Here is a 25,406-nt window from a genome sequence, read left to right as displayed (position 1 = left end):
CCTTATTGAATTACAATTTCTGCATGTAACGCACCACTGCGTTTTAATCCTTCCAATATAGAAATCATATCTCTAGTCGGGATATTGAGCTTCTGTAATGAAGACACAACTTCTGCAATAGTCGTAGTATCTTTATTGATGTAAACAGCTTGCTGTTGCTCATTCACTTCTATTTCTGTCTCTCTAACTGTCACGGTTTTTATATTTGATTGATCGCCAAATACAACATTATAAGGTTGTGATACTCGAGGTGATGAACTGATTTTAAGATTAATATTTCCGTGGCTGATAACCACACTTGAAACAGGTATATCTGAACCAGAAACAATAATACCCGATCTTTCATTCACCACTATCCGTGCTGATTGGGCCACGTTAATGCTAACTTGCTCTATTTTAGCCAAATGACTAAAAGATAAATCACGACCATGAATATCCAACTTACCGGCATGTGCTGGACGTATATCCAGTGACGGGAACTCATACCTTAGTGCAGTTGTGATATTATCCAGCATGGTAAAATCTGGGGTATTTAAAATTAAACTCACCGAACCATCTTCTGCAAAAATGTTGGCCACCACAGAACGTTCAGTGGTGGCGCCACGAATAATACTGCCAACCGTGGCATGATTTTTCGCAACAAGATTTTGATCTTGTTCAAAACGATAGCCACCAACAGTAATTTGCCCTTGAGCCAAGGCATAGACTTCATCATTAGGCGCCTTTAAAGGGCTTAACAATAAGGTGCCCCCAGCTAAGCTCCTCGCATCTCCCAAAGAGCTCACTTGCACATCCAATTTATCCCCTATCTCTGCAAACGCTGGAATTGAAGCTGTGACAATAACGGCAGCCACATTTCGGCTTTGCACTTCTTTATCTTCAATATTGACATTAAAGGAACGTAATACACTTTTTAAAGACTGAGAGGTAGATGAGAATCGTGCAGAATCTCCACTGCCCGCAAGACCAGTGACCAATCCATATCCCACTAAAGCGGTATCTCTGACACCATTAATCCTCGCCACATCCTTAACGGTTACCTGACTCACTGCGCTTAATGCAGGCACAGAGCATAAGACCAATAAAACGGTTAACACTAACTTAATACGATTAATCATTACAATATTCCAAACCAGCGAAACAAACGACTAAAGAGATTAGAGTCATGACCTGTACTCACTGTTCCTTGCCCAGTAAAGCTAATACTCGCATCTAATAATCTAGATGACAGCGCGGTATTATTGGCCGCAATATCATCTTTGCGAAGTTTGCCGCTCACAGAGATAACTTGTTCTTCACCATTAATTTGCAGTTTCTGTATTCCCTGAACCACAAATAATCCATAGTCATCCACACCTTGGACCAGAACGGTAACATGGGCTTTGATAAAGCCATTTCTCTGTGTTGCCGCATCCCCCTTATTAGAAGACATCCCTCCCAAGCCATACTGCCAATTGAGATCACTTCTTCGCGCCCCCGCAGACATTTCAAACTCACCTTGTTCTTTTAAGTTTGCACTTGACCCCGCTTTTGCATCCTCAAAAACCAATAGGGTGACAACATCACCAATACCTACAGCTCTTTTATCCGCAGTAAGGGCCCTTAACTTATCGATTTCAACTAGGTCCGTTGCTGAACAAGTGAAACAAAAAAGCAATAATAACAATATTCTAGGTACCAATTTTCACGACTCCTTTCTGTACAATAACCCCTTTAACAGGGGCCTTAGCCCCATCGACAAGGATAAAGACTTGCTCACCTAAATACCCCCGCTCCAATGCCCTTCCTGTGGTATCAATGGTTAATGAACCATTAAAAAGAACGATCATCACTTCATCTCCAACTTCTACCGTTGATGCCTGTAATAGCATGCCACGAGAAATTTTTTGCTCAGTTCGAATTGGTCTACGGGCCTTCCAATCAAGTTCAAAATCCAAAGTTAAATCAACTAAATTAACGCTATTGACTAAAGGTTCCCAGCTCTGTGTTAATTGACTCTGGTATAACGGGCTACCTGCTTTAAGCGGCACGCTAGCCCGCCAGGTACGGTATTTCGCCGTTAACTCTAGCGCTAAAACTTGCGAAGGTTCACTTTGATTAATCAAAACTAATGCGCTATTTATATATTGCGAATTAAGTAGCGAAAATCGCGAAACTTCGAGCCACTCCCGACATATTCTTTTATCGGCTAGACTCACTTGAGTCACTTCCAATCCCTTTGACCAGGGCTGTGCCAGTAACCAAGCCCTCACGTTATCAGCTAAGATTTTTTTATCTGCTTGTTCGCATTTATCAATCCAAACAGTGGTATTTTTTGGCACCGAATAACGTGTTAACTCCTCTGGAGTCAGGTATTCATCTAAGCGGACCCATTGCTTTATAGGTTCACTCAGTACTCTTCTATCTTGCCCTTCCAGCGTTGGGATCAGCTCTGATAACATCAACGGGGTATAGCCACGCACAGTCCTCTCTACAGCTTGTGTCTGAGAGTGGAACAGTAAAATGAAAAATAGAAAAATAAGCCTCATTTATCGTCTTAAGTTATTGAGTGTTTCTAATATTTGATCTGATACTTGGACGAGCCGGGCATTGAGCTGGTAACTACGTTGAGCCATCATCATATTCATCATTTCTTGGTTCATAGAAACATTTGAAGACTCCAACATCCCTTGCTGTAGCACCCCCATCCCACTTTCACCCACAGAGCCGTAATAGGCTGTATTAAGTGCTTCTTGATCGACTTCAAATAAATTATTACCAACGGCCTTTATCGCTGACATATCAACAAAGTTAACCAGCTGAACTTGACCGATTTCAATGACCTCATTGCCAGGCAATTTAGCACTCAACATTCCATCGGTGGCAATCCTAACATCTTCAGCATCTGGGGGGATTTGCAGCATTGATGTCAGCCTTAAGCCATTTTCAGTGCTCAAATAACCTTGTGCATCAGTGATCAATCGACCGCCTCTAGAATATAAAAGCTTGCCATTCCCTTGTTCGACCTCTAAAAAACCAGCCCCATTAATCGCAACATCTAACGGACGTCCGGTCTGCTCCATTTTGCCTACAGACATATCAAGCGGAGATTGTTGCGCCATGACACCTAAGCCTTGAGAGCTAACAATTTGACCTGAATTATCGCGATCTTCCTGCACCACAGTCATAAAACTCATTTGACTTGTTTTGTAGCCTGGAGTCGATACGTTAGCTATATTATGAGCAATGGCATCAAGTTGTTTTTGCTTTGCATCTAATCCTGACTCTGCAATGTATAATGCATCTATCATTTTCATCTTCTCCCTAATTCTGAAATCCCATAACCTATCGCAGCGTCATAAGTCTGATAAGCTTTCTGCAGGGATTCTACAGAACGCTGTATTCGCATCATCTCGAGCACATCAGCAGTTGCATTATGTTCGGTATAATTTAATGCCTGTGCCAAAACCTTACTATCATCATTTGTCTTCCAGTCATCCCAATTGGCAAGATAAAGTCCCATTTCTGCAGGCTGTAAATTTGTATACGACTCTGAAGTAGAAACTGTCCAAAGGCGTGCTGCAATCTGATCTGTTTCTGTATTTGCAGCTAAAGGCCCCTCTGATGTCATTGCCATAGCACCTGAGATATGAACCAAGTCACCAGCCTCATTTAAATGAAAACGGCCATCTTGGGTTAACCTAAGCTCTCCCAGCAACTCAACCACAAACAAACTTTTCCCTAGCACGGCAAAATCATATACATTGCCCGTTTGCTTAATGGCCCCTGACAATTGTTTACTGCTGACTTGTGTTTGCGTTTGAATTTGAGCATCCAATACTTGAGTAAAACTTGTTTGTCTCAAGTACCCAGGGGTATTAGCATTCGCCACATTATTACTCGTCGTTGCTAGGCTTTGTAATTGTGTATTTATCCCTTCAGTAATTACAGCTTCTATCATAATTAAGCAACCTGCTGATTGTAAGCTTGAATAACACCTAGGCTATTCAGCTTAATATGATGTGGGACTTCGTTCACTGAGATCACATGTAACAATGGAACGGTGCGATTTAATAACTGCCATAAAGGTCGACGAATCGTGGGGTTCACTAAAAGCACAGGTTCAGCACCTAATGAAATGGCTTTTTCGACAAATAATACAGCCTGCTTCACTAAACTATCCAAATCAGTCGGTGAAATTTGCAGGCCTTTAGTGATGACATTAGCCGCACCATTTAACAAGGCTCGTTCCAGCAATGGCGCTATAGAAATAATATTGAGTGTTCTATCATTATCCAGTAGTAAACTGGTTAGTTGATTCCGTAATCTCTGCCTAACAAACTCAGTTAACAACTGAACATCTTTTTCATGTCGTGCTTTATCGGCAAGAACTTCAAAAATATGGTTAGCATTATGCAAACAAACTTTCTCTTGAACTAAATGAGTAAATATCTGCTGCACATCAGCAATAGCTAACTGTGTGGGAATAACCTCCGACACAAGCACTTCGTTAATCTCGCGCTGCTCTGCAACAAGCTGATCCACGAACTGACGAGTGACAAATTCTGCAGAGTGAGATTTAACAAATTCTGTTATATGTGTCATCAAAACTGAAATGGGTTCAACAACCGTCATTCCACCCTGCTTAATGTCTTTCGCTTTGTCAGCATCTACCCACAAAGCATTCAAACCATATGCCGGTTCAACCGCTGCTAGTCCCATTTTTTTGTCGAGTTTATTCTGTGGATCAATCACCATCATTTTATCGGGATGGAGCACCCCCGACGCAAACTCAATATTTGAAAGACGAATGGAATATTCATCGGCTTTCAAAACCGATTCGGCTTTCAACAATAACTCAGGTAGAAACAAACCATACTTACTTTCAAACTCAGATTTAAAACGACTGAACTGACGCTGAATTTCAGTTTCTTCAGCCAAAATTTGCGGCCAAATTTGCGATGAAAAAGCGACCTGCAACAAACTTTCTTGAGTAGATGTTTTTTTAGTATTTTCAAATTCCCTAAAAGTTTTTTCAATCAATTTAAGTTGTTTTTTCTTGTGGGCAAAATACCCAAATAGCGCAAAAGTGATGCCAACCAGTATTAATGTGAGTGAAGGTAATCCTGGTAAGAATGCTGCTGATGAAATCACTACAGCAACTAAGGTCAAAGTAAAAGGATGGGTGACAATTTGACCAAACAATTGATCTGCAAGATTACCTTGAGTCGCAGCCCTTGTGATAATAATACCGGTGCCCACGGCAATGATTAAAGATGGGATCTGAGTCACGATTCCATCACCCACAGTTTGCAGGGTATAGATATGAAGTGCTTGTTGCCATGGTAAGCCCGCCTGTGCAACCCCAATTGCAAGACCACCAATAATATTAATTAAAATAATGATAATACTAGCAATTGCGTCCCCTTTAACAAACTTGGTTGCCCCGTCCATTGCGCCATAGAAGTTAGCTTCTTTCTCAATATAAGCTCTTCGCTCTTGAGCTTGCTTCTCATCGATAATCCCCATGTTCAAATCAGCATCTATGCTCATTTGTTTACCGGGCATTGAATCTAAGGTAAAGCGAGCTGTCACCTCCGCAACTCGTTGCGCCCCATTGGTGACCACCAAAAATTGCACCACAACAAGAATAAAGAAAATAACTAAACCGATAACATAATTACCAGCAACCACATATGACCCGACAGCGGAGATCACTTTCCCGGCATTGCCATCAGTTAAAATGAGTCGAGTAGAAGCAATATTCAATCCAAGTCGAAACAAGGTTGCTAGCAATAGCACCGATGGTAACGTAGAAAAATCCAGTGGCCGCTCAGAATAAAAGGTGAGCAATAAAATAAGTAATGCAAAACTAATATTGAGGATAATCAGCACATCTAATACTGTGGCCGGAATTGGAACAAACAACAGCATCAAAATTGCAATAACGCCTACAGCAAAAAAAACGTCACCCCTGAGGCCATAATCTCTTAATTTATCAATCATTTTTTAGAATCCATGCCAAGAATTTTTCGGTAAATAGGGGCCAGCTCATCAAAATACTCTGCTGGGAGTGGCTGCCCAATAGCAAGCTGTTTATACAAGCGACGAGCAAGGGAAATATTAGTAACCTGCAATAGACTGTGTTTAACCGCAATACGGCGTATAAACTTGCCTAACACACCACTTCCAGATGCCACAACAATTGGAGAGTTCATAGTCAGGGGATCAAATTTTAACGCGACTGAAATATGAGTCGGGTTATTGATAATGACATCAGCCTCTTTAACCTTCCCTAACGCAATTAATTTTTTTGCCAGTTCTTTTTGTACTTCTTTACGCTTAGATTTTATCTGAGGATCACCCTCTTTCTTTTTATACTCTTCCCTAACTTCTCTATGGCTCATCATCATTTGTTTCTTAAAGTCCCATCGAGTGAATAACACATCGAGTGCGATTAAAGGGAAAATTGTTAGCAGTAGATAAAAGCTCAATCTGAGTGTTTCTTGCGACAAAGCCATGCCGAGTAAGGATGAAACATGTGATTGACTAGCAATAATCAGCCTTTCCACAACACCATAAAATAATAAATAGCCACACAGTGCTACTAAAAACAATTTAATCGTCTGCTTTATAAATTCAAATAAATTTTTCTTTGAAAAAATCTTCTTTAAGCCCTTGACTGGATTTAATTTTTCGAACTTTGGCGATAATGGTTCAAAACTAAACACAAACCCATTTAGCAGCACGTTAATCACTATGCTAGCAACAACTAAAATAGAGAAAAAGGGAACGAGTAATACTGCCAGAGGATAAAATATATCGAAAGCTATGAGCATGAAGTTATTTCGAATATCTACAGAGCCTAGAATTTGCAAGTAGCGGCTGATAACAGACATTAGTTCTTTGGCTAATGACTCAGAAAACAAATAGAAATAAGCAAGTGAGATCAAAACTAAAACCCAAGCATTAAGCTCCATACTTTTTGCTAGCTGCCCACGCTTGCGAGCCTCATTAAGCTTATATTGTGAAGCCTGTTCTGACTTATGCTCATCTGACATAGCTAAAGCCCTACCAAAAATTTAACAGGAAACCTAACTAGCATTTCAAAATGCGAAGCTAAATTCGTTAACGTGATGGTCAAGACAATAAAACCTATCATTATTTTCAATGGCATAATGACAAAATAAATACTCATCTGCGGCATGCTTTTAGAAATGATCCCGGAACAAATATCCACAATAAAAAGCATAATGATCACGGGGGCAAAAAGGATCAAACCAAGTACGAATGCTGTAGAAAAGTATTCAATAAAAACCATTGCTTCTACATTTCTCGTTTGACCAAGAGGCAGTACTTTAATACTTTCTATCAGAATTTTAAGTACATCCAAATGCAAGCCCAGAGACCAAAATAATGTCAATGCTGCAAATGAAAATAACACCCCAAGAAGCGAATCTTGAGTTTGGCTTGTTGGATTGAAAATCCCTGAAGCACCGAGACCAATTTGCATATCAATCGCGCGACCAAAAAAAAGCAACACCACGGCCGGGACTGCCAATATAAGAGAAAAAGTAATGCCAGTGATAAACTCGATTGCCAGCAGGGTCAAATATGAGCGGGTATTTAAATCTACCTCTATGACTGCTGGCGCTCCCTGTAGAGAAAACAACGCGATAACGATCACATTAACTATGATAAAGCGGATGCTAGTAGGTATCCTGGACATAGGGCCAACTAAAGGCAACCAAAACACAATACCAACTCTGCAGTAAAATAGGCCAAGTACTTTTAAATACTGTTCCATATCCCTAAAACTCAGCAATTTTGCTAATAGTCGTAATGGCATATGTTTGTATTGTCTCTAACAACCACCCCGACAACATGCCAACAACAATTAATACCACGATCAATTTAGGTACAAATGTGAGTGTCATTTCTTGAATTTGTGTAACGACTTGAAAAATGCTGATGAGCAAGCCAACCACAAGCGCAGTGGCAAGTATCGGCATTGCAAGTTTTGAGGTGACCCAAAAAAATTCTGAGAGGTAACCCAGCATAGAGACACTTTCCACTATGGGGTTACTCTTGAGGAATTACATCCGTTTAAATACAAGATAACATCCTTTTTACAACTTATTTAGGGTTCAATTCCCTGCCGGTGTCTAGAGCGTTTAGATGGTCAACAATGCTTAAATAACTAACTCACCACAAATTACTCAAAAAAAACACCACAATATTAACCCCCAGGTAAATACATGTCTACACATTAAACACCTCCATTACAACTTTCAGGTGGTATAGATATTGCTGTACAGCCCCCTAATCAGAGAAATACCCATGTTCAGGAGGCTGATAATATTGCCATTGTCTTAAAGATTAGTCATAACTAATAATCAGTATGTCCTCCACTACCATTCCATTCACATTTCTGAACATCTGTTCTGCTTAATTTAAAGAATGCTTTATTGGAAATGTTGATCTCTGCAAAATTTGAGTTCCATGACACATTACCAGGCTCGTAGCAAGCATAAGGTCGTGTGCTCGGCGCCAAGGCAAGCTCTTTCATAGTGATCTTGATAAACTCACCATTAATCATACCAAGCAGCTGTTGCCTTAATTCCCAGCCAATATCAATACCTTGATATACATATTTATATGCTGGAACAACCTTATCTAAACTATACATGGTTTGGTAGCCATCATAGCTAGCAATCATTTTTTCTGAAATAATATCTATCAAATAGTTTCCTAATTCAGTAATAAAAAAATTAGAAGTTGGCATTAAATATTTAATTGTTGAATCAAAATCAAAATTGAACTTACTGTGCAATGTCAAATTTTTCACTTTACCCGTAGCCAAATCTATCTCACCAGAAGCATAGGCATTATTCATCGTCAGCGTGCCGTAAACATTCAAATACCAGCTTTTTTCGGCTTTAACTTGTCCACGTAGGCTAAATTTACTCAGTTCTAATTTTATCGCACCACTTGCAGTGCCACTGAGTTTAACTTCTATAGGTCCTGTTACATCGAAATTAAACCAGCGATAGTGCAGGCCGGTTCCATCAAATAACCTTTTTATTTCTGGCTCAAGCTGGCTCTTAAGGGCACGTAAATCAGTAAAAGACTTAAGTAGCTTTTGATGTGTTCTGTAAACATTGCTATTCAAGTGATCATCAGAAACTTTCAATGACCCACGGTAGTCCTGATATTTCGACATTTCTAAGATATAATCACTATCAACGATAGTGGTATTATACTTTGGTTGGTTATTCACTGCGGAAACAGCACTAAAGCTACAGGCAATCATTGCCAGCAGTGCAAAGGGTAAGATACTTCTTTTCATGTTATTCATCCATTAACTACATTAAAATTTCTATATATAAATACCTGAGACCGATATTCATAGTGCAGAATTATCAAGCTAACATATCACTACTAGCTAAAGCACAGATACATTGACAACCTGATAAAAAACACCTCACCATCATATTGGCAACAAAATAATTGTCAATAGTTAACATAAATTTAGGACCTGCTTTAAATTATAGTATTGCACCCCATAAAATCAGGGTGCAATTAATTATTAAATGCTAATTAAACGGCACATACTTACCATTTATAGGCAATGTGCCGGTATTGGGAAGTAACAGTTTTTTATTGGTTAAATCGCCTAAATATACTTTAACTTCTTCCCCACCATCAGCATCAACATCTGCCAACCCTTCAGACCATAACACTCTAAATTTAGATGTAGAATTGTGTACGCTGCGAACATAATTTGCTGTTTTACCAGCTGTAAGTGGAACTGAGTATTTCGAATAAACTTCATTCCAACTCCCTTTAGCTCCAGTAGTATTTTTAAGCACTTTAACTTGGCGTTGACCTGCATAACCATCCCGCTCCTGTGATGCAGGAGTAATAATATAGCTAGCGCCATCCACAATGGTTAGTGTACCGGATGAATAATTATGATCGACGACATCTTTGCCGCTTGCATCTTTAACTCTTTCAGTTTGCCAGCCAAGAGCATTATCTTTATTATAAAAAGCTCTGGCTAAGTAGATATCATTTTCAGCTATTTCAGGACTGGGATAAGGGCCAAACTCCTTAGAGACATTATTAATCGTACTATATTCAACCGAACGATTAGCGACATATAATATTTCTACCCGATTTGGCTTACCCTGCGCATCAATTGTAAAATCTATGTCTTTCAAATAGACTCTTCTGCAAACATATTTACTAGGGCTGCTTTTTCCCAAAACAGCATGTCGATCATCACACCACGTTGTTTCATTGGTCTCACCTGTAACAGGATTGTGATATTCTTTGACAGCAATAGAAGACAGCTGTGATGGCTTGGTAATACCTCTATTAGAAGTACCTCTATCTAGCATTCCAGAAGCAACTTCTTCTCCCTTTATATTAAACCAATCATTACCATTTTTTGAATACATAAAATAGAGATTAGTTCTACTGTCATGAGGTGCTACAGCTTTGCCTTTCCAAGTTGTTTCATCATCGACATGAAGATTAAATGCTAGTCCTATCGTGCCATTTTTCTCTTTGCTAATAGAATAATGACCTTTAGTATAATCGCCTTTAACAGCAACTAATTTACTCGGGCTTGATACTGTAACACCGCCTGAAGTTGGAGTAACTGTTGAAATATAAGTTGCTCGCATATAACTAGGGTTAGCTGCGGGATCGTCGTAGGTCAAAGGTAAATATATAGTATGTAATAGAACAAATTTATTACCTGTCCACCACGCCTGTGGATAGGTAAAGCCTCTGTATTCATTTCTACATAACTCCCATCCGTTAGGTGCATAATTTGGATCACAATCTAAATCTAACGTTTCAATACTGTGCTTCCCGCTATATACCAGCTTAAAAGACTCTATGCTATTAGCAGAATTACTTTTATATATTAACCCGCCACGTACACCACTACGGCCAGACACAAAAACATACAAAAATCCGTCACTATCAACATTTATTGACGCGTTATCATGTGAATCAGTCGTACTTTTTACATGTACTGTTGTCGGTGGATAAAGTGTGCCAGTAACATTATCATATTTCCCAACCATCATAGATATTGGGCTGATTTTATGACTAGTATTATAACTCGCTGCCGCTTGCCTAGGCGTATAAGGATATTCCTCTTGTTGGCCATTAATGATGAAATAAGTAAATTTACCTTTTTCAACGGCCAAAGGGGCATGCTTAGCGGTATAGGTTGATGTGGGGCCAGAATATTTATAGAGAGAGTTTTGATAATGCTCTTTAATCCCATTTGCATGCCAAGAGCCTTTATACTTATCTGTATTTTTCCAGTTTACCCCTCTTGATTCTGCATAAAAATTATACAGATCATCAACGGCATTGGCATTATATTTACCAGCTTGTGCCGTGGTAGAAGGTGTGTACATGCTTATACATAACATGACAATCAGAACAAATATTTTTACATTTATATTCACTATAACTCTCCTTGTGTAAGGTAAAATCACCTTAAGCCCGAATTCAGATAATAACTGCGACACTCTTAATTGAGGCGTAGAAGAAGCCAACTGCTGAAAGTGGTAGGCTTTATCTCGCCAAAGAAAAAAGAGTATCACTATGAGTTATCAGCAGTTGACTGAGGGAAGAAGATATCAGATTTCAGTCCTTTTAGACCAGGGTATTTCGATAGCTTTGATTGCAAAAGCTATCAATTGTCATCGTGCGACTGTCTATCGAGAACTAAAACGTTGTCATGCCCTGCAGGGTTATTGCCCTGACAGCGCTCAAGCCAGTGCGTGTAAGATGCGGCGTCATTCAGCCAAATATACCATCCCCGATACAAGAATAAACTTCGTCCGCTTCCTACTGCAACATGATTGGAGCCCAGAGCAGATTTCACGGGTGTTATCGGGCATGAACCAAGCTGTTAGTCATGAATGGATTTACCGCTTTGTGGCAAGGAATAAACGTCAAGGCGGCAAGCTATATCGCCATCTACGGCAAGGTCATAAGCGCTATCGCAGAGGTAAAAAAGAGAAAGCGCCAGCGATTAAAAATGGTACCTCTATCGACTCTAGACCTGCCATTGTTGATACTCGCGAACGTTTCGGTGATTGGGAAATCGATACCGTATTAGGCAAGCATGGGACAGGTTCAATAGTGACAATTTTAGAGCGAAAGACCCGTTTTTATTTAATAAAGAAAGTGGCCTCAAAATCTGCTGAAGATGTGACTAAAGCGACTATCGAATTATTGATGCCCTATAAGCAATATGTGCACACTATAACTGCCGATAATGGTCGTGAATTCGCTCATCATGAAGTCATAGCCAACGCGTTAGACACAACATTTTACTTTGCTCATCCGTATAGTTCTTGGGAACGTGGCGCCAATGAAAATGCCAACGGTTTATTAAGGCAGTATGTAAAAAAAGGGACTGACTTAAGGACAGTAAGCGACGCCATCATCTTATTTGCCCAGAACAGGATTAATTACAGACCTAAGAAATGTTTGAAGTTTAAGCAGCCAGCTGTTGTGTTTAAACAATTAGCCGCTTAATTTGGTGAGTGTCGCACTTCGGAGTTGAATTCGGGAGCCATCCCTAAATTAATCGTTATTAATGTTAAAATTATCTTCACTAATCTTAAATTTATTCTACAACTATTCTTCAGCACCGATGGTATATGAAAAGTTCCAACCTGACTACCCTAGTGCTTTAATTAGAACTCCTATACCTACATACAAAAAATTAATACAATTAATTAAATTTACCACAATGGCAACTAAAATATCATCAACAGAATTATATGGTTACGATCTGATTCCACACCTTACCTTGCGACTAAACAATCATACCAATTAGAATTGAAGTGTGATCTAATTACGATACAACATTTAATACCTTTTTAAGAATGACAACTTTATCGTACCAAGAAATACTCACGCTCACTAAACAAGAGAAAAATGCTAACAAGAAGATCCGCCTATTAGCCGTGGCTACGTTCTTGCAAATTAATAATCGCTCAGAAGTCGCCAGACGCTTTAAAAAAACTGCAATCTAAAGCGATCGATATATTCCCAGTCTATATTCGTTGATATTTGGTTTGAAGATGGATGAGCCAGCATTTATACCCCCGAATTCAACTCCGAAGTGCGACACTCACCAAATTAAGCGGCTAATTGTTTAAACACAACAGTTGGCTGCTTAAACTTCAAACATTTCTTAGGTCTGTAATTAATCCTGTTCTGGGCAAATAAGATGATGGCGTCGCTTACTGTCCTTAAGTCAGTCCCTTTTTTTACATACTGCCTTAATAAACCGTTGGCATTTTCATTGGCGCCACGTTCCCAAGAACTATACGGATGAGCAAAGTAAAATGTTGTGTCTAACGCGTTGGCTATGACTTCATGATGAGCGAATTCACGACCATTATCGGCAGTTATAGTGTGCACATATTGCTTATAGGGCATCAATAATTCGATAGTCGCTTTAGTCACATCTTCAGCAGATTTTGAGGCCACTTTCTTTATTAAATAAAAACGGGTCTTTCGCTCTAAAATTGTCACTATTGAACCTGTCCCATGCTTGCCTAATACGGTATCGATTTCCCAATCACCGAAACGTTCGCGAGTATCAACAATGGCAGGTCTAGAGTCGATAGAGGTACCATTTTTAATCGCTGGCGCTTTCTCTTTTTTACCTCTGCGATAGCGCTTATGACCTTGCCGTAGATGGCGATATAGCTTGCCGCCTTGACGTTTATTCCTTGCCACAAAGCGGTAAATCCATTCATGACTAACAGCTTGGTTCATGCCCGATAACACCCGTGAAATCTGCTCTGGGCTCCAATCATGTTGCAGTAGGAAGCGGACGAAGTTTATTCTTGTATCGGGGATGGTATATTTGGCTGAATGACGCCGCATCTTACACGCACTGGCTTGAGCGCTGTCAGGGCAATAACCCTGCAGGGCATGACAACGTTTTAGTTCTCGATAGACAGTCGCACGATGACAATTGATAGCTTTTGCAATCAAAGCTATCGAAATACCCTGGTCTAAAAGGACTGAAATCTGATATCTTCTTCCCTCAGTCAACTGCTGATAACTCATAGTGATACTCTTTTTTCTTTGGCGAGATAAAGCCTACCACTTTCAGCAGTTGGCTTCTTCTACGCCTCAATTAAGAGTGTCGCAGTTATTATCTGAATTCGGGCCAATCGTATTAATTATCTGGTCATTAAGCGGGAGTTCAAAGGGTATTAATCAAGGCGAAGGCTTGAAGGCATAGTGCTGCTATGTCAAAAGTCTTCAACGCAGAGAAATCCCCTTTGAAACCCGCCCTCGGGAGCGTCTCAAGCATTCCACTTCATCGTTGCATTCCTGTGCAAGAATGAGGTTTGAAAGGGAATAACCCTTACTGCATTAATGCGCCTTGAATTGAAAAGCTTGAGGCGCTCTGATAGGTCACATAATTAATGTGATTGGTATTAACGCAAATATCAGAAGCCACAGCCAATGATCGCTATCTACTCGTGATCCTTGATGGTGCTGGTTGGCATACGCAGGACCTAGGCGACGTTAACGATACTGTTGAGCAATGCTGTCGTGCATGGAATACGTTCATTGAGTGTCGAAATAGGGTGAAAAGATTATGTCGCTGGGATTGGGCTAAACTGGGAAGTCTTTAATCGTAATGGGTATGAGTCACCTGCACATATTGCTTAGGGTCATCTGATATGATGCGTTAACTTTGTAAACTCCGAACGCAAAAAAGCCACCTTATTCAGGTGGCTTCTCTACTTAATTGGCGCCTGGAAATGACCTACTCTCACATGGGGAGACCCCACACTACCATCGGCGATACTGTGTTTCACTTCTGAGTTCGGAATGGGATCAGGTGGTGCCACAGCTCTATGGTTTCCAGACAAATTTTGTTTAAACAAGGTACTAGGGCGCGCGTTGCGCTGCGAGGACCTAGAACCTAGGACCTGCTGTTACCTTATTTAATAATTCGGAAAGCTGATTGCTCGTTTAGGAGCTTGAGTTCGCACTTTATTAAGCGCTCTATTTCTATTACTAAGGTCAGTTCCAACGGAACATCTTCATGTACGACCTCCATGGACGGAGGAAGTGCTAGAAAATGTCGGGAACATTTTCAGTAAAACCCATCTGGGTTGTATGGTTAAGCCTCACGGGTCATTAGTACAAGTTAGCTCAACGCCTCACAACGCTTACACACCTTGCCTATCAACGTAGTAGTCTCCTACGGCCCTTTAGAGAGCTTAAAGCTCTAGGGATGACTCATCTTAGGGCTCGCTTCCCGCTTAGATGCTTTCAGCGGTTATCGATTCCGAACGTAGCTACCGGGCAATGCCATTGGCATGACAACCCGAACACCAGCGGTTCGTCCACTCCGGTCCTCTCGTACTAGGAGCAGCTCCCTTCAATCATCCAACGCCCACGGCAGATAGGGACCGAACTGTCTCACGACGTTCTGAACCCAGCTCGCGTACCACTTTAAATGGCGAACAGCCATACCCTTGGGACCGACTTCAGCCCCAGGATGTGATGAGCCGACATCGAGGTGCCAAACACCGCCGTCGATATGAACTCTTGGGCGGTATCAGCCTGTTATCCCCGGAGTACCTTTTATCCGTTGAGCGATGGCCCTTCCATTCAGAACCACCGGATCACTATGACCTACTTTCGTACCTGCTCGACGTGTATGTCTCGCAGTTAAGCTGGCTTATGCCATTGCACTAACCGTACGATGTCCGACCGTACTTAGCCAACCTTCGTGCTCCTCCGTTACTCTTTGGGAGGAGACCGCCCCAGTCAAACTACCCACCAGGCACTGTCCCTAACCCCGATAAGGGGTCCAGGTTAGAACATCAAAACTACAAGGGTGGTATTTCAAGGACGACTCCACACAAACTAGCGTTCATGCTTCAAAGTCTCCCACCTATCCTACACATGTAGGTTCAATGTTCAGTGCCAAGCTATAGTAAAGGTTCACGGGGTCTTTCCGTCTAGCCGCGGGTATACGGCATCTTCACCGCAATTTCAACTTCACTGAGTCTCGGCTGGAGACAGCGTGGCCATCATTACGCCATTCGTGCAGGTCGGAACTTACCCGACAAGGAATTTCGCTACCTTAGGACCGTTATAGTTACGGCCGCCGTTTACCGGGGCTTCGATCATGAGCTTCTCCGAAGATAACCCAATCAATTAACCTTCCGGCACCGGGCAGGCGTCACACCGTATACGTCATCTTGCGATTTTGCACAGTGCTGTGTTTTTGATAAACAGTTGCAGCCACCTGGTATCTGCGACTGCCGTCAGCTTAGGGAGCAAGTCCCATCACCAACAGCAGCGTACCTTCTCCCGAAGTTACGGTACCATTTTGCCTAGTTCCTTCAGCCGAGTTCTCTCAAGCGCCTTGGTATTCTCTACCCGACCACCTGTGTCGGTTTGGGGTACGATTCCTACTAACCTGAAGCTTAGAAGATTTTCCTGGAAGCATGGCATCAACTACTTCATCACCTTAGTGACTCGTCATCAGCTCTCAGCCTGTACATTAAAGTACGAATTCCCGGATTTGCCTAAGAATTCAACCTACCACCTTAAACGCGGACTACCAACGCCGCGCTAGCCTAGCCTTCTCCGTCTCTCCATCGCAGTTAGCAGAAGTACAGAAATATTAATCTGTTTCCCATCGATTACGCCTTTCGGCCTCACCTTAGGGGTCGACTCACCCTGCCCCGATTAACGTTGGACAGGAACCCTTGGTCTTCCGGCGAGGGGGTTTTTCACCCCCTTTATCGTTACTCATGTCAGCATTCGCACTTCTGATACCTCCAGCGTGGGTTACCCCTTCACCTTCAACGGCTTACAGAACGCTCCTCTACCGCGCACTTCTAATGAAATGCACCCGTAGCTTCGGTGACTAGCTTAGCCCCGTTACATCTTCCGCGCAGGCCGACTCGACTAGTGAGCTATTACGCTTTCTTTAAATGATGGCTGCTTCTAAGCCAACATCCTAGCTGTCTAAGCCTTCCCACATCGTTTCCCACTTAGCTAGTACTTTGGGACCTTAGCTGACGGTCTGGGTTGTTTCCCTTTTGACAACGGACGTTAGCACCCGCTGTCTGTCTCCCGAGTAGTACTCATTGGTATTCGGAGTTTGCAAAGGGTTGGTAAGTCGGGATGACCCCCTAGCCTTAACAGTGCTCTACCCCCAATGGTATTCGCTCGAGGCGCTACCTAAATAGCTTTCGAGGAGAACCAGATATCTCCGAGTTTGATTGGCCTTTCACCCCCAGCCACAAGTCATCCGCTAATTTTTCAACATTAGTCGGTTCGGTCCTCCAGTTGATGTTACTCAACCTTCAACCTGCCCATGGCTAGATCACTCGGTTTCGGGTCTACACCTTGCAACTAAACGCGCAGTTAACACTCGGTTTCCCTACGGCTCCGCTATTCGCTTAACCTCGCTACAAAATGTAAGTCGCTGACCCATTATACAAAAGGTACGCAGTCACGGTCTCAAGAACCGCTCCCACTGCTTGTACGTATACGGTTTCAGGTTCTATTTCACTCCCCTCACAGGGGTTCTTTTCGCCTTTCCCTCACGGTACTGGTTCACTATCGGTCAGTCAGGAGTATTTAGCCTTGGAGGATGGTCCCCCCATATTCAAACAGGATGTCACGTGTCCCGCCTTACTCGTTTTCATCTACGGTTAGTTTTCGTGTACGGGGCTATCACCCTGTGCCGCTGGACTTTCCAGACCATTCCACTAACACCCCATAGACTTAAGGGCTAATCCCCGTTCGCTCGCCGCTACTAGGGGAATCTCGGTTGATTTCTTTTCCTCTGGGTACTTAGATGTTTCAGTTCCCCAGGTTCGCCTCATAACGCTATGTATTCACGTTATGATGACCACTTATGTGGCCGGGTTTCCCCATTCGGACATCGTTAGCTCAAATGCTTGTTACTAGCTCGCCAACGCTTTTCGCAAGTTACTACGTCCTTCATCGCCTCTGACTGCCAAGGCATCCACCGTATACGCTTGGTCACTTAACCATACAACCCGGATAGGTTTCATCTTTTCGCTTGTTATTCATCACGCTGTCGTTATTGTGAACCTCATTCGTCAGTCATGTAGCGCTGCTACACTCCTTTCTCATTCGCTTCACGGCTTAGACACCGTATCGAATCACTGCGCTTACCTTATCGAGATAAAGTAAGAAAAACTTGGGTCGTACGTCACTCAATAAAGAGTGGGACCAGCTTGGTTTTTACTTGTCTCACCTCCGGGTAGGAAGTGGACACGCCTTAGTTTTAAAAATATTCAAGACACTTAATAAAGTGTTTTGAGAACTCATATTCATGCTTGCGCACAAATATTATTTTTCGCACTAACCTAATCACACAAACGACAACGAATCATCATTTCTGCGCCTTTTAGTTAGTACTATCAGCTTTCCAAATTGTTAAAGAACAACACTTAACCGGCTCGCGGTGTGTTTCACTCTACCCTTCCAAAGAAGGTTAACAAGTAATCTGTGTGAACACTCAAGGTGATTTCTCACTTTCAGGTATGAGTTAGTCGTATAGGTAAGGAGGTGATCCAGCCCCAGGTTCCCCTAGGGCTACCTTGTTACGACTTCACCCCAGTCATGAACCACAAAGTGGTGAGCGTCCTCCCGAAGGTTAGACTACCCACTTCTTTTGCAGCCCACTCCCATGGTGTGACGGGCGGTGTGTACAAGGCCCGGGAACGTATTCACCGTGACATTCTGATTCACGATTACTAGCGATTCCGACTTCACGGAGTCGAGTTGCAGACTCCGATCCGGACTACGACGAGCTTTGTGAGATTAGCTCCACCTCGCGGCTTTGCAACCCTCTGTACTCGCCATTGTAGCACGTGTGTAGCCCTACTCGTAAGGGCCATGATGACTTGACGTCGTCCCCACCTTCCTCCGGTTTATCACCGGCAGTCTCCCTAGAGTTCCCACCATTACGTGCTGGCAAATAAGGATAGGGGTTGCGCTCGTTGCGGGACTTAACCCAACATTTCACAACACGAGCTGACGACAGCCATGCAGCACCTGTCTCACAGTTCCCGAAGGCACACCTGCATCTCTGCTGGCTTCTGTGGATGTCAAGAGTAGGTAAGGTTCTTCGCGTTGCATCGAATTAAACCACATGCTCCACCGCTTGTGCGGGCCCCCGTCAATTCATTTGAGTTTTAACCTTGCGGCCGTACTCCCCAGGCGGTCTACTTAATGCGTTAGCTTGGGAGCCCAGTGCTCAAGGCACCAAACTCCGAGTAGACATCGTTTACGGCGTGGACTACCAGGGTATCTAATCCTGTTTGCTCCCCACGCTTTCGTGCATGAGCGTCAGTCTTTGTCCAGGAGGCCGCCTTCGCCACCGGTATTCCTTCAGATATCTACGCATTTCACCGCTACACCTGAAATTCTACCTCCCTCTACAAGACTCTAGTTCGCCAGTTCCAAATGCAATTCCCAGGTTGAGCCCGGGGCTTTCACATCTGGCTTAACAAACCGCCTGCGCACGCTTTACGCCCAGTAATTCCGATTAACGCTCGGACCCTCCGTATTACCGCGGCTGCTGGCACGGAGTTAGCCGGTCCTTCTTCTGTCAGTAACGTCACAGTAACGTGCTATTAACACGCTACCTTTCCTCCTGACTGAAAGTGCTTTACAACCCGAAGGCCTTCTTCACACACGCGGCATGGCTGCATCAGGGTTTCCCCCATTGTGCAATATTCCCCACTGCTGCCTCCCGTAGGAGTCTGGACCGTGTCTCAGTTCCAGTGTGGCTGATCATCCTCTCAGACCAGCTAGGGATCGTCGCCTTGGTGAGCCATTACCTCACCAACTAGCTAATCCCACCTAGGTTCATCCAATCGCGAAAGGCCCGAAGGTCCCCTCCTTTCCCCCGTAGGGCGTATGCGGTATTAGCAGTCGTTTCCAACTGTTATCCCCCACGACTGGGCAGATCCCTAGGCATTACTCACCCGTCCGCCGCTCGCCGGCAAAGGTAGTAAACTACCTTCCCGCTGCCGCTCGACTTGCATGTGTTAGGCCTGCCGCCAGCGTTCAATCTGAGCCATGATCAAACTCTTCAATTAAAGTTTTTTGAAACCCGAAGGTTTCGGCTCAATGAATTCTGATTCGAACTCATCTTTCGATGTGTTCTATGTACATATTTCTATGAACACTCTTTGTTGCATTGAGTTTAAATTTTTTGATTATCTAAAGCAGTTAAACTGATTTAAATAATTGTCGAATAACTCAATACCTGTGAGTGTCCACACAGATTTCTTGTTCGTATTGTTAAAGAACTTGATGTCGATTTTTCAGACACCGCCGTTAGACGCTAGGTCGTTGGCTTGGGCTGCGTATTCTACGCAATCCGTTGTCAGCGTCAAGTGTTTTTTCAAACTTTCTTTTCGCTTTGAAGGATTCAATTTGAAGCCTCCAAACTGACTCGTCATTGGCGTGAGCCGCTTGCCGTGTCAGTGGTTGCGCATTATAGGGAGCTTAGATTTTTACGCAAGGGCTTTTTATAGATAATTGTTGTTTTCTTGCTGTTTGTTGTCTTTTTGAACTGAAAGCCATATTTTTAGCTATTTTTTATCCAGATCTTAGCTTGATAAAGCCTTATACTTAGCAAAACACTTTATTTAGGATTCTCTATGTCGAGCCATTTACGTACTTATCAAGGCATCTGCCCCACTTTAGCTGAGGGTACTTATGTTGATTCTGCAGCTATATTAGTGGGTGATATCCATTTAGATGTGGATTCAAGTGTTTGGCCTTTAGTTGCCGCCCGTGGTGATGTTAATCATATCCGTATCGGTAAGCGCTCTAATGTGCAAGATGGTTGTATTTTGCATGTTACTCGTAAGTCAGCGGCCAAACCTGATGGTCACCCACTTATTATCGGTGATGATGTCACTATTGGTCATAAGGCGATGTTACACGGCTGTCAGCTAGGTCATCGAATTCTAATTGGCATGGGCGCTATCATACTGGATGGCGCTGTCATTGAGGATGATGTCATTCTAGGGGCTGGGTCGCTTGTGCCTCCTAATAAGGTACTGCAAAGCGGCTACCTCTATGTCGGTAGCCCTTGTAAACAGTCGCGCCCGCTTACTGCTGCAGAACTGGCTTTTTTACCACAGTCTGCCGAAAACTATGTGGTACTTAAGAATGAGTACCTTGCTGATTTAGCCTCTCGCTCAGATTAACGCTTCTAGCTAAGCTATCTTTATACCTAAACGATGGGCGGTCACACACCGTCCATTGTTATCTCTACTGCTTACTCGTTAATAAAATTGCACCTTGTTCATTAAAAGCCTCTTGAGCAATTAGCGACTCAGCCCAATCTTCTATATCGAAACGGTATTGTTCAAATAGCACCTTAGCATTAGCCGCATGACAGTTGACCTCTTGGGCCAATACGCCCAATTGACTAAAGCTGATACAACAAGTGATGTTTTGTCCTTGCAGCTGAGCATAAAAACTGACGCCTGCATCTGTTACATCTATAAGGTCGGTGAAGATCACACTTTGATTCATTGGCTATCTCAATTAGCTATCGATTAAATGACGAGTTAACGACCCAGTGCATCACGCAGCTGTTGCATCACAGTAGTGGCATCTGGATGGACATTTCGCCATAAATAAAAACTTTGCGCCGCCTGACCGACTAACATCCCCAAACCATCACAGCAATGGCAAGCACCCGCTGACAGGGCCCATTGATTAAACAGGGTCGTATCACTGCCATAGCTCATATCATAGCAATAAGTAGTGCCATCAATAATCGTGCTCGGCAAGCTAATAAGTTGGCCTGTTAAGCCTGCTGAGCTTGAATTAATAATGACGTCATAGCCAGAAGCAAGCTCTGTAAGCGTTAGCGCCTTGATATTGCCATAGCGACTAAATAACTGAGCTAACTGCAGAGCTTTGTCATGAGTGCGGTTAGTGATATCGAGCTGAGCAACACCCGCCTGTAGCAGAGGTAATATACACCCTCTTGCAGCGCCGCCCGCTCCCACTAGCAGGACCCGTTTATCCTTGAGCGAAGTCAATCGCCGCTCAATATCGGCGACTAAACCTAGACCATCGGTATTGTCCCCCCTGAGCCTACCATCTTCTAAACGCACTAAGGTGTTCACCGCCCCCGCGAGTTGCGCTAATTCACTGAGCTCATCACACAAGCTAAAAGCTTGCTCTTTAAATGGTGCTGTGACGTTGGCCCCACGACCACCAGAGGCAAAAAATGACTTAATACTGGCTGCAAACCCTTCCACAGGAGCCAGCACTGCCGAATAGCTCATGTTTTGCTGAGTCTGTTTGGCAAACTCAGTGTGGATCATGGGCGATTTACTTTGGGCTATGGGGTTGCCAAAGACGGCATACTTATCTGTCATTTCGTTACTCTATGGTTTGCGTTTAACATATTCTGCGACTGTTTATTCTATGGCTCACGACTTACCCTAGCCGCTCCGCCTTGATTATACGCTTTTGGCAGAATTGACTGACTCATGTAGCGGTCACGCAATTTATCCTGACGGCTTTCAAGTTGCTGCTCCTTGCCGTCTATCCATAATTTTTCCACACGAGTACTGTATTCGAATGGATCGCCACTCCAAAGCACTAAATTAGCATCTTTACCCACCTCAATTCGGCCAGAATTTAGCTGAAACACATCGGCGACATTAGCCGTCAGTGCTTTTAAGGCCGCTTCAGCGGGTAAGCCATTAGCCACGGCATTGCCTGCTGTGAAACGCAAACCATAAAGTCCATGACTATCCCCCGGTATTGCTAAGATTATCTTAACCCCCGCCTGATTAAGCTTAGCCGCATTATTCATGGCATTATTAAGCGAATCGAAGCTGTCTGGCAGATTGTCCATGGCATTGATAATGACTGGCACTTGGGCATCCACCAGCTGCTGCGCCACTAACACTGCGTCGGCGGCGCCACTTATCACGAGTTTCAACTGATATTGTTGCTTTAACTTAAGTAACGCTAAAATATCACTGCCGCGATGGGCTTCTGCAATCAAAGTTTTGTTGCCTTTTAGTAACTCGATTAATACCAGCTGATCTCGGCTTGGCTCATCTTCGTCACTATCGTCTTTTTTATGTTTAGCACTGGCTTTGTTATTCGCCTTAATTTGTGCCTTTTGAGCATCGTCTAATTGTTCAGCAAGCTCCTGCAGTGACATGGCTCGTGAGCCTTCATCTTTAGCCCCCAAGTTAACCACTAACGGACCTTGGGCAGAAATCATGCTATCCCACTCTCCCGATAAGGAGACCACAAACCCTTGTCCGGCAAATATACTTTCACTGGCGCTGCTGACCACCAGGTTAGTGGTCACGCCGCCTTTTCTAGCAAAAGCTATAGTGCTGGCCTTAGGGTTAAAACCTAGGCTGGGATCGAAATTAATGCTGGCTTTCTTGTCTGCACTGTCATTGGCCGAACCCACCATGCCTATTTCGACGAGTCCTAGCGGATTCATTGAGCCAATAAAACCTGGAGTTAATATCTTTCCTTCTGCATCAAACTCTGCATCTGCCTGATACTCTTTTGGGTTAATTTTGATAATTTTATTATCTTCAATTAATACCGTGGCCCCAGTTAGCACACCTTGGGCTGTCGCGGTATGTACTGTGGCGTTTTTGATGGCTAAGGTTTGCGCCGACAGTGAACCTGTGAACAACAAGGCGCAGGCGATACTCAATGCTAATCTTTTATTTGTTTTCATCTTACTTCCCTATTCGCCTACTCTTGCCCAAGCATAAAATCGCTCTGTGCCTGATAGGCTGGATCTTTGCGATCATAGACCTTGGCGCCATCAATAAACACTTGTTCAGCCAAGGCATAAACACTAAACGGATTATTGTCCCATAAGACCAGATCGGCATTCTTACCCACTTCTATCGAGCCTGTTTTGGCATTAATGCCTAAGGATTTAGCAGCATTTATGGTTATCCAAGCAATAGCATCTTCTTCTTTAAGCTTGAAACCTTGCTCATTAGCACGATAGAGAATTTTAGCCGCTTCTTGATTCAAACGTTGAATCGTCACTGCAGAGTCTGAATGCACTATGGCGCAGGAGTTTTTCACCGCATCCACCATGGCGACATTCTCTAACACCATGTCATAGGCTTCCATCTTAAAGCCCCACCAATCTGGCCACATGGCGGCACAATTTTGGTTTTGAGCCAAGAGATCGGCGATTTTGTACGCCTCAATCGCATGATGAAAGGTGCCGGAGTGATAATTAAACTCTTTGCCCAAATCTATCATCATCGCCATTTCTTCGGCTTTATAGCAATGATTGTGGATAAGAATGTCACCGTCCAATACGCCAACGAGCGTGTCTTTCATCAAGTCACGTTTCGGTGCTTGTGGATTTTTACCTAAGTTATAGTCGGTCTCATATCTATCCCAAGCGCGCTTATATTCAGTGGCTTCGATAAACGCTTGTCGGTAACCGGCCATATTGCCCATTCGCGTCATGGGAAGCGTTTCACGGCTGCCATAGAGTGACTTAGGGTTCTCACCACAGGCCATCTTGAGGCCATAAGGTGCGGCGGGAAACTTCATTGCTTGCATGGTCTGAGTGGGCACATTTTTTAAGGTGACCCCTCGACCACCAATAAGATTGGCTGAACCTGGTAGTATCTGCATTGTGGTCACGCCGCCTTCTCGGGCGCGGTTAAAGCCAGGATCTTGCGGCCAAACGCTGTGCTCTGCCCACACTTCTGCGGTGACAGGCGCTGTCATTTCATTGCCATCATTGTGGGACTCCACCCCAGGGCTTGGATACACCCCAAGATGGGAGTGCACATCGATAATGCCTGGCGTTAACCATTTCCCGCTAGCATCCACTTGCAATGCATCAGTGGCGACCAATTGGGTGCCAATAGCCGTTATTTGGCCTTCAACCACCAGCACATCTGTGTTCTCTAACTTTTGACCCGTTGCCGTTAATACTGTGGCATTTTTCAGTAACAAGGTGTCACTGGGCATAGCCTGATAGGTGCTCGGATAAGGATTTTTATTGATGGTCACTTTAGGAGCTTGCTGAACTGGACCACAAGCTACTAAGGTACAAGATGCTATTGCCGCAGAAACAGCAACAAATACCAATGACGGCACGGAACCTGCCATATGTTTTTCTCCTATATTTTTGTCCAATCTAACCAAGTTTTACGATAAAGAACAGCATCTAACTGTAAATATAAAGTTTTTAGAGTTAACACAAAACCGTTCTGACCTCTTTCAAGTCTTAGTAAATGACGTTAATACAGGGAAACTTGCCATCCAAGACTAGGCAGACGATATAATGCTCGCAATAG

General features: G+C 43.3%; 18 protein-coding genes and 3 rRNA genes. 2 read left to right on the top strand and 19 right to left on the bottom strand.

The window, feature by feature from the left end; translation table 11 throughout:
- Positions 1-2: 2 nt before the first annotated feature.
- The 11 genes from SDEN_RS00260 to SDEN_RS00210 all read right to left on the bottom strand — a co-directional run bounded on the left by SDEN_RS00260 (position 3) and on the right by SDEN_RS00210 (position 11,471).
- Positions 3-1,118 (bottom strand): flagellar basal body P-ring protein FlgI, encoded by a 1,116-nt coding sequence (locus SDEN_RS00260; RefSeq protein ID WP_011494515.1) that lies wholly within the window; start codon positions 1,116-1,118, stop codon positions 3-5.
- A complete protein-coding gene (locus tag SDEN_RS00255) occupies positions 1,118-1,681 on the bottom strand; it encodes a flagellar basal body L-ring protein FlgH (protein ID WP_011494514.1) in 564 nt (187 codons plus the stop codon). The genes SDEN_RS00260 and SDEN_RS00255 overlap by 1 nt, the downstream gene beginning before the upstream one ends.
- Positions 1,671-2,462 carry a flagella basal body P-ring formation protein FlgA gene (locus SDEN_RS00250; protein ID WP_198134616.1) on the bottom strand — a complete coding sequence of 264 codons (792 nt, stop codon included), beginning with the start codon at positions 2,460-2,462 and terminating at the stop codon, positions 1,671-1,673. Before SDEN_RS00250 ends, SDEN_RS00255 begins: the two co-directional genes overlap by 11 nt.
- 66 nt (positions 2,463-2,528) lie before the next feature.
- A complete protein-coding gene (locus SDEN_RS00245; RefSeq protein ID WP_011494512.1) occupies positions 2,529-3,290 on the bottom strand; it encodes a flagellar hook-basal body protein in 762 nt (253 codons plus the stop codon).
- Between the two features lie 2 nt (positions 3,291-3,292).
- A complete protein-coding gene (locus SDEN_RS00240; RefSeq protein WP_011494511.1) occupies positions 3,293-3,940 on the bottom strand; it encodes a flagellar hook-basal body complex protein in 648 nt (215 codons plus the stop codon).
- A gap of 2 nt (positions 3,941-3,942) precedes the next feature.
- Positions 3,943-5,985: a flagellar biosynthesis protein FlhA gene (locus SDEN_RS00235; RefSeq protein WP_011494510.1), complete on the bottom strand. Its 2,043-nt coding sequence runs from the start codon at positions 5,983-5,985 to the stop codon at positions 3,943-3,945.
- Entirely contained in the window at positions 5,982-7,040 is a 1,059-nt protein-coding gene (locus SDEN_RS00230; RefSeq protein ID WP_011494509.1) for an EscU/YscU/HrcU family type III secretion system export apparatus switch protein, read from the bottom strand. The genes SDEN_RS00235 and SDEN_RS00230 overlap by 4 nt, the downstream gene beginning before the upstream one ends.
- Positions 7,041-7,042: 2 nt before the next feature.
- On the bottom strand, positions 7,043-7,786 hold the full coding sequence (locus SDEN_RS19670; RefSeq protein WP_049762887.1) for a flagellar biosynthetic protein FliR: 744 nt from the start codon (positions 7,784-7,786) through the stop codon (positions 7,043-7,045).
- A 4-nt stretch (positions 7,787-7,790) separates the two neighbouring features.
- A complete protein-coding gene (locus tag SDEN_RS00220; protein WP_408640230.1) occupies positions 7,791-8,054 on the bottom strand; it encodes a flagellar biosynthetic protein FliQ in 264 nt (87 codons plus the stop codon).
- 314 nt (positions 8,055-8,368) lie between these two features.
- Positions 8,369-9,328: a hypothetical protein gene (locus tag SDEN_RS00215; protein WP_041405607.1), complete on the bottom strand. Its 960-nt coding sequence runs from the start codon at positions 9,326-9,328 to the stop codon at positions 8,369-8,371.
- Between the two features lie 247 nt (positions 9,329-9,575).
- Positions 9,576-11,471, bottom strand: coding sequence for a hypothetical protein (locus SDEN_RS00210; RefSeq protein ID WP_041405606.1), 1,896 nt, complete (start codon positions 11,469-11,471; stop codon positions 9,576-9,578).
- Between the two features lie 139 nt (positions 11,472-11,610).
- On the opposite strand from SDEN_RS00210, the gene SDEN_RS00205 reads away from it, so the two are divergent.
- Positions 11,611-12,552, top strand: coding sequence for an IS30-like element ISSde3 family transposase (locus SDEN_RS00205; RefSeq protein WP_011494504.1), 942 nt, complete (start codon positions 11,611-11,613; stop codon positions 12,550-12,552).
- Between the two features lie 609 nt (positions 12,553-13,161).
- On the opposite strand, the gene SDEN_RS00200 is transcribed toward SDEN_RS00205, so the two are convergent.
- The 4 genes from SDEN_RS00200 to SDEN_RS00185 form a co-directional block, all read right to left on the bottom strand.
- Positions 13,162-14,103, bottom strand: a complete 942-nt coding sequence (locus SDEN_RS00200) for an IS30-like element ISSde3 family transposase (RefSeq protein ID WP_011494503.1) — start codon at positions 14,101-14,103, stop codon at positions 13,162-13,164.
- Positions 14,104-14,802: 699 nt separating this feature from the next.
- Positions 14,803-14,918, bottom strand: a 5S ribosomal RNA gene (rrf, locus tag SDEN_RS00195).
- A gap of 253 nt (positions 14,919-15,171) precedes the next feature.
- Positions 15,172-18,076 (bottom strand): 23S ribosomal RNA (locus tag SDEN_RS00190).
- 535 nt (positions 18,077-18,611) lie between these two features.
- Positions 18,612-20,156: ribosomal RNA gene (locus SDEN_RS00185) — 16S ribosomal RNA — on the bottom strand.
- Together the 16S, 23S and 5S rRNA genes form the textbook arrangement of a ribosomal RNA operon.
- Positions 20,157-20,723: 567 nt before the next feature.
- Here SDEN_RS00185 and SDEN_RS00180 point away from each other — a divergent pair.
- The gene (locus SDEN_RS00180) at positions 20,724-21,278 is read left to right on the top strand and encodes a gamma carbonic anhydrase family protein (protein WP_011494502.1); all 555 of its coding nucleotides are present in this window, start codon (positions 20,724-20,726) and stop codon (positions 21,276-21,278) included.
- A gap of 64 nt (positions 21,279-21,342) precedes the next feature.
- On the opposite strand, the gene SDEN_RS00175 is transcribed toward SDEN_RS00180, so the two are convergent.
- The 4 genes from SDEN_RS00175 to SDEN_RS00160 are packed head-to-tail and all read right to left on the bottom strand — an operon-like array spanning position 21,343 to position 25,218.
- Positions 21,343-21,609, bottom strand: coding sequence for a DUF1488 domain-containing protein (locus tag SDEN_RS00175; protein WP_011494501.1), 267 nt, complete (start codon positions 21,607-21,609; stop codon positions 21,343-21,345).
- 35 nt (positions 21,610-21,644) lie between these two features.
- On the bottom strand, positions 21,645-22,466 hold the full coding sequence (gene aroE / locus SDEN_RS00170; protein ID WP_011494500.1) for a shikimate dehydrogenase: 822 nt from the start codon (positions 22,464-22,466) through the stop codon (positions 21,645-21,647).
- A 47-nt stretch (positions 22,467-22,513) separates the two neighbouring features.
- A complete protein-coding gene (locus SDEN_RS00165; protein WP_011494499.1) occupies positions 22,514-23,806 on the bottom strand; it encodes an amidohydrolase family protein in 1,293 nt (430 codons plus the stop codon).
- 17 nt (positions 23,807-23,823) lie between these two features.
- Entirely contained in the window at positions 23,824-25,218 is a 1,395-nt protein-coding gene (locus tag SDEN_RS00160) for an amidohydrolase (RefSeq protein WP_011494498.1), read from the bottom strand.
- Positions 25,219-25,406: the final 188 nt, after the last annotated feature.

The sequence above is a fragment of the Shewanella denitrificans OS217 genome, assembly GCF_000013765.1.
Classification (GTDB): domain Bacteria; phylum Pseudomonadota; class Gammaproteobacteria; order Enterobacterales; family Shewanellaceae; genus Shewanella; species Shewanella denitrificans.
Note: the sequence above shows the minus strand (reverse complement) of the source record. Positions and strands in the feature narration are given on the sequence as shown.

Coding starts and splice junctions, on each gene's coding strand:
- SDEN_RS00260 (WP_011494515.1), bottom strand. CDS start 1,118: ATGATTAATCGTATTAAGTTAGTGTTAACCGTTTTATTGGTCTTATGC.
- SDEN_RS00245 (WP_011494512.1), bottom strand. CDS start 3,290: ATGATAGATGCATTATACATTGCAGAGTCAGGATTAGATGCAAAGCAA.
- SDEN_RS00240 (WP_011494511.1), bottom strand. CDS start 3,940: ATGATAGAAGCTGTAATTACTGAAGGGATAAATACACAATTACAAAGC.
- SDEN_RS00235 (WP_011494510.1), bottom strand. CDS start 5,985: ATGATTGATAAATTAAGAGATTATGGCCTCAGGGGTGACGTTTTTTTT.
- SDEN_RS00230 (WP_011494509.1), bottom strand. CDS start 7,040: ATGTCAGATGAGCATAAGTCAGAACAGGCTTCACAATATAAGCTTAAT.
- SDEN_RS19670 (WP_049762887.1), bottom strand. CDS start 7,786: ATGGAACAGTATTTAAAAGTACTTGGCCTATTTTACTGCAGAGTTGGT.
- SDEN_RS00215 (WP_041405607.1), bottom strand. CDS start 9,328: ATGAAAAGAAGTATCTTACCCTTTGCACTGCTGGCAATGATTGCCTGT.
- SDEN_RS00205 (WP_011494504.1), top strand. CDS start 11,611: ATGAGTTATCAGCAGTTGACTGAGGGAAGAAGATATCAGATTTCAGTC.
- SDEN_RS00200 (WP_011494503.1), bottom strand. CDS start 14,103: ATGAGTTATCAGCAGTTGACTGAGGGAAGAAGATATCAGATTTCAGTC.
- SDEN_RS00180 (WP_011494502.1), top strand. CDS start 20,724: ATGTCGAGCCATTTACGTACTTATCAAGGCATCTGCCCCACTTTAGCT.
- SDEN_RS00175 (WP_011494501.1), bottom strand. CDS start 21,609: ATGAATCAAAGTGTGATCTTCACCGACCTTATAGATGTAACAGATGCA.
- aroE (WP_011494500.1), bottom strand. CDS start 22,466: ATGACAGATAAGTATGCCGTCTTTGGCAACCCCATAGCCCAAAGTAAA.
- SDEN_RS00165 (WP_011494499.1), bottom strand. CDS start 23,806: ATGAAAACAAATAAAAGATTAGCATTGAGTATCGCCTGCGCCTTGTTG.
- SDEN_RS00160 (WP_011494498.1), bottom strand. CDS start 25,218: ATGGCAGGTTCCGTGCCGTCATTGGTATTTGTTGCTGTTTCTGCGGCA.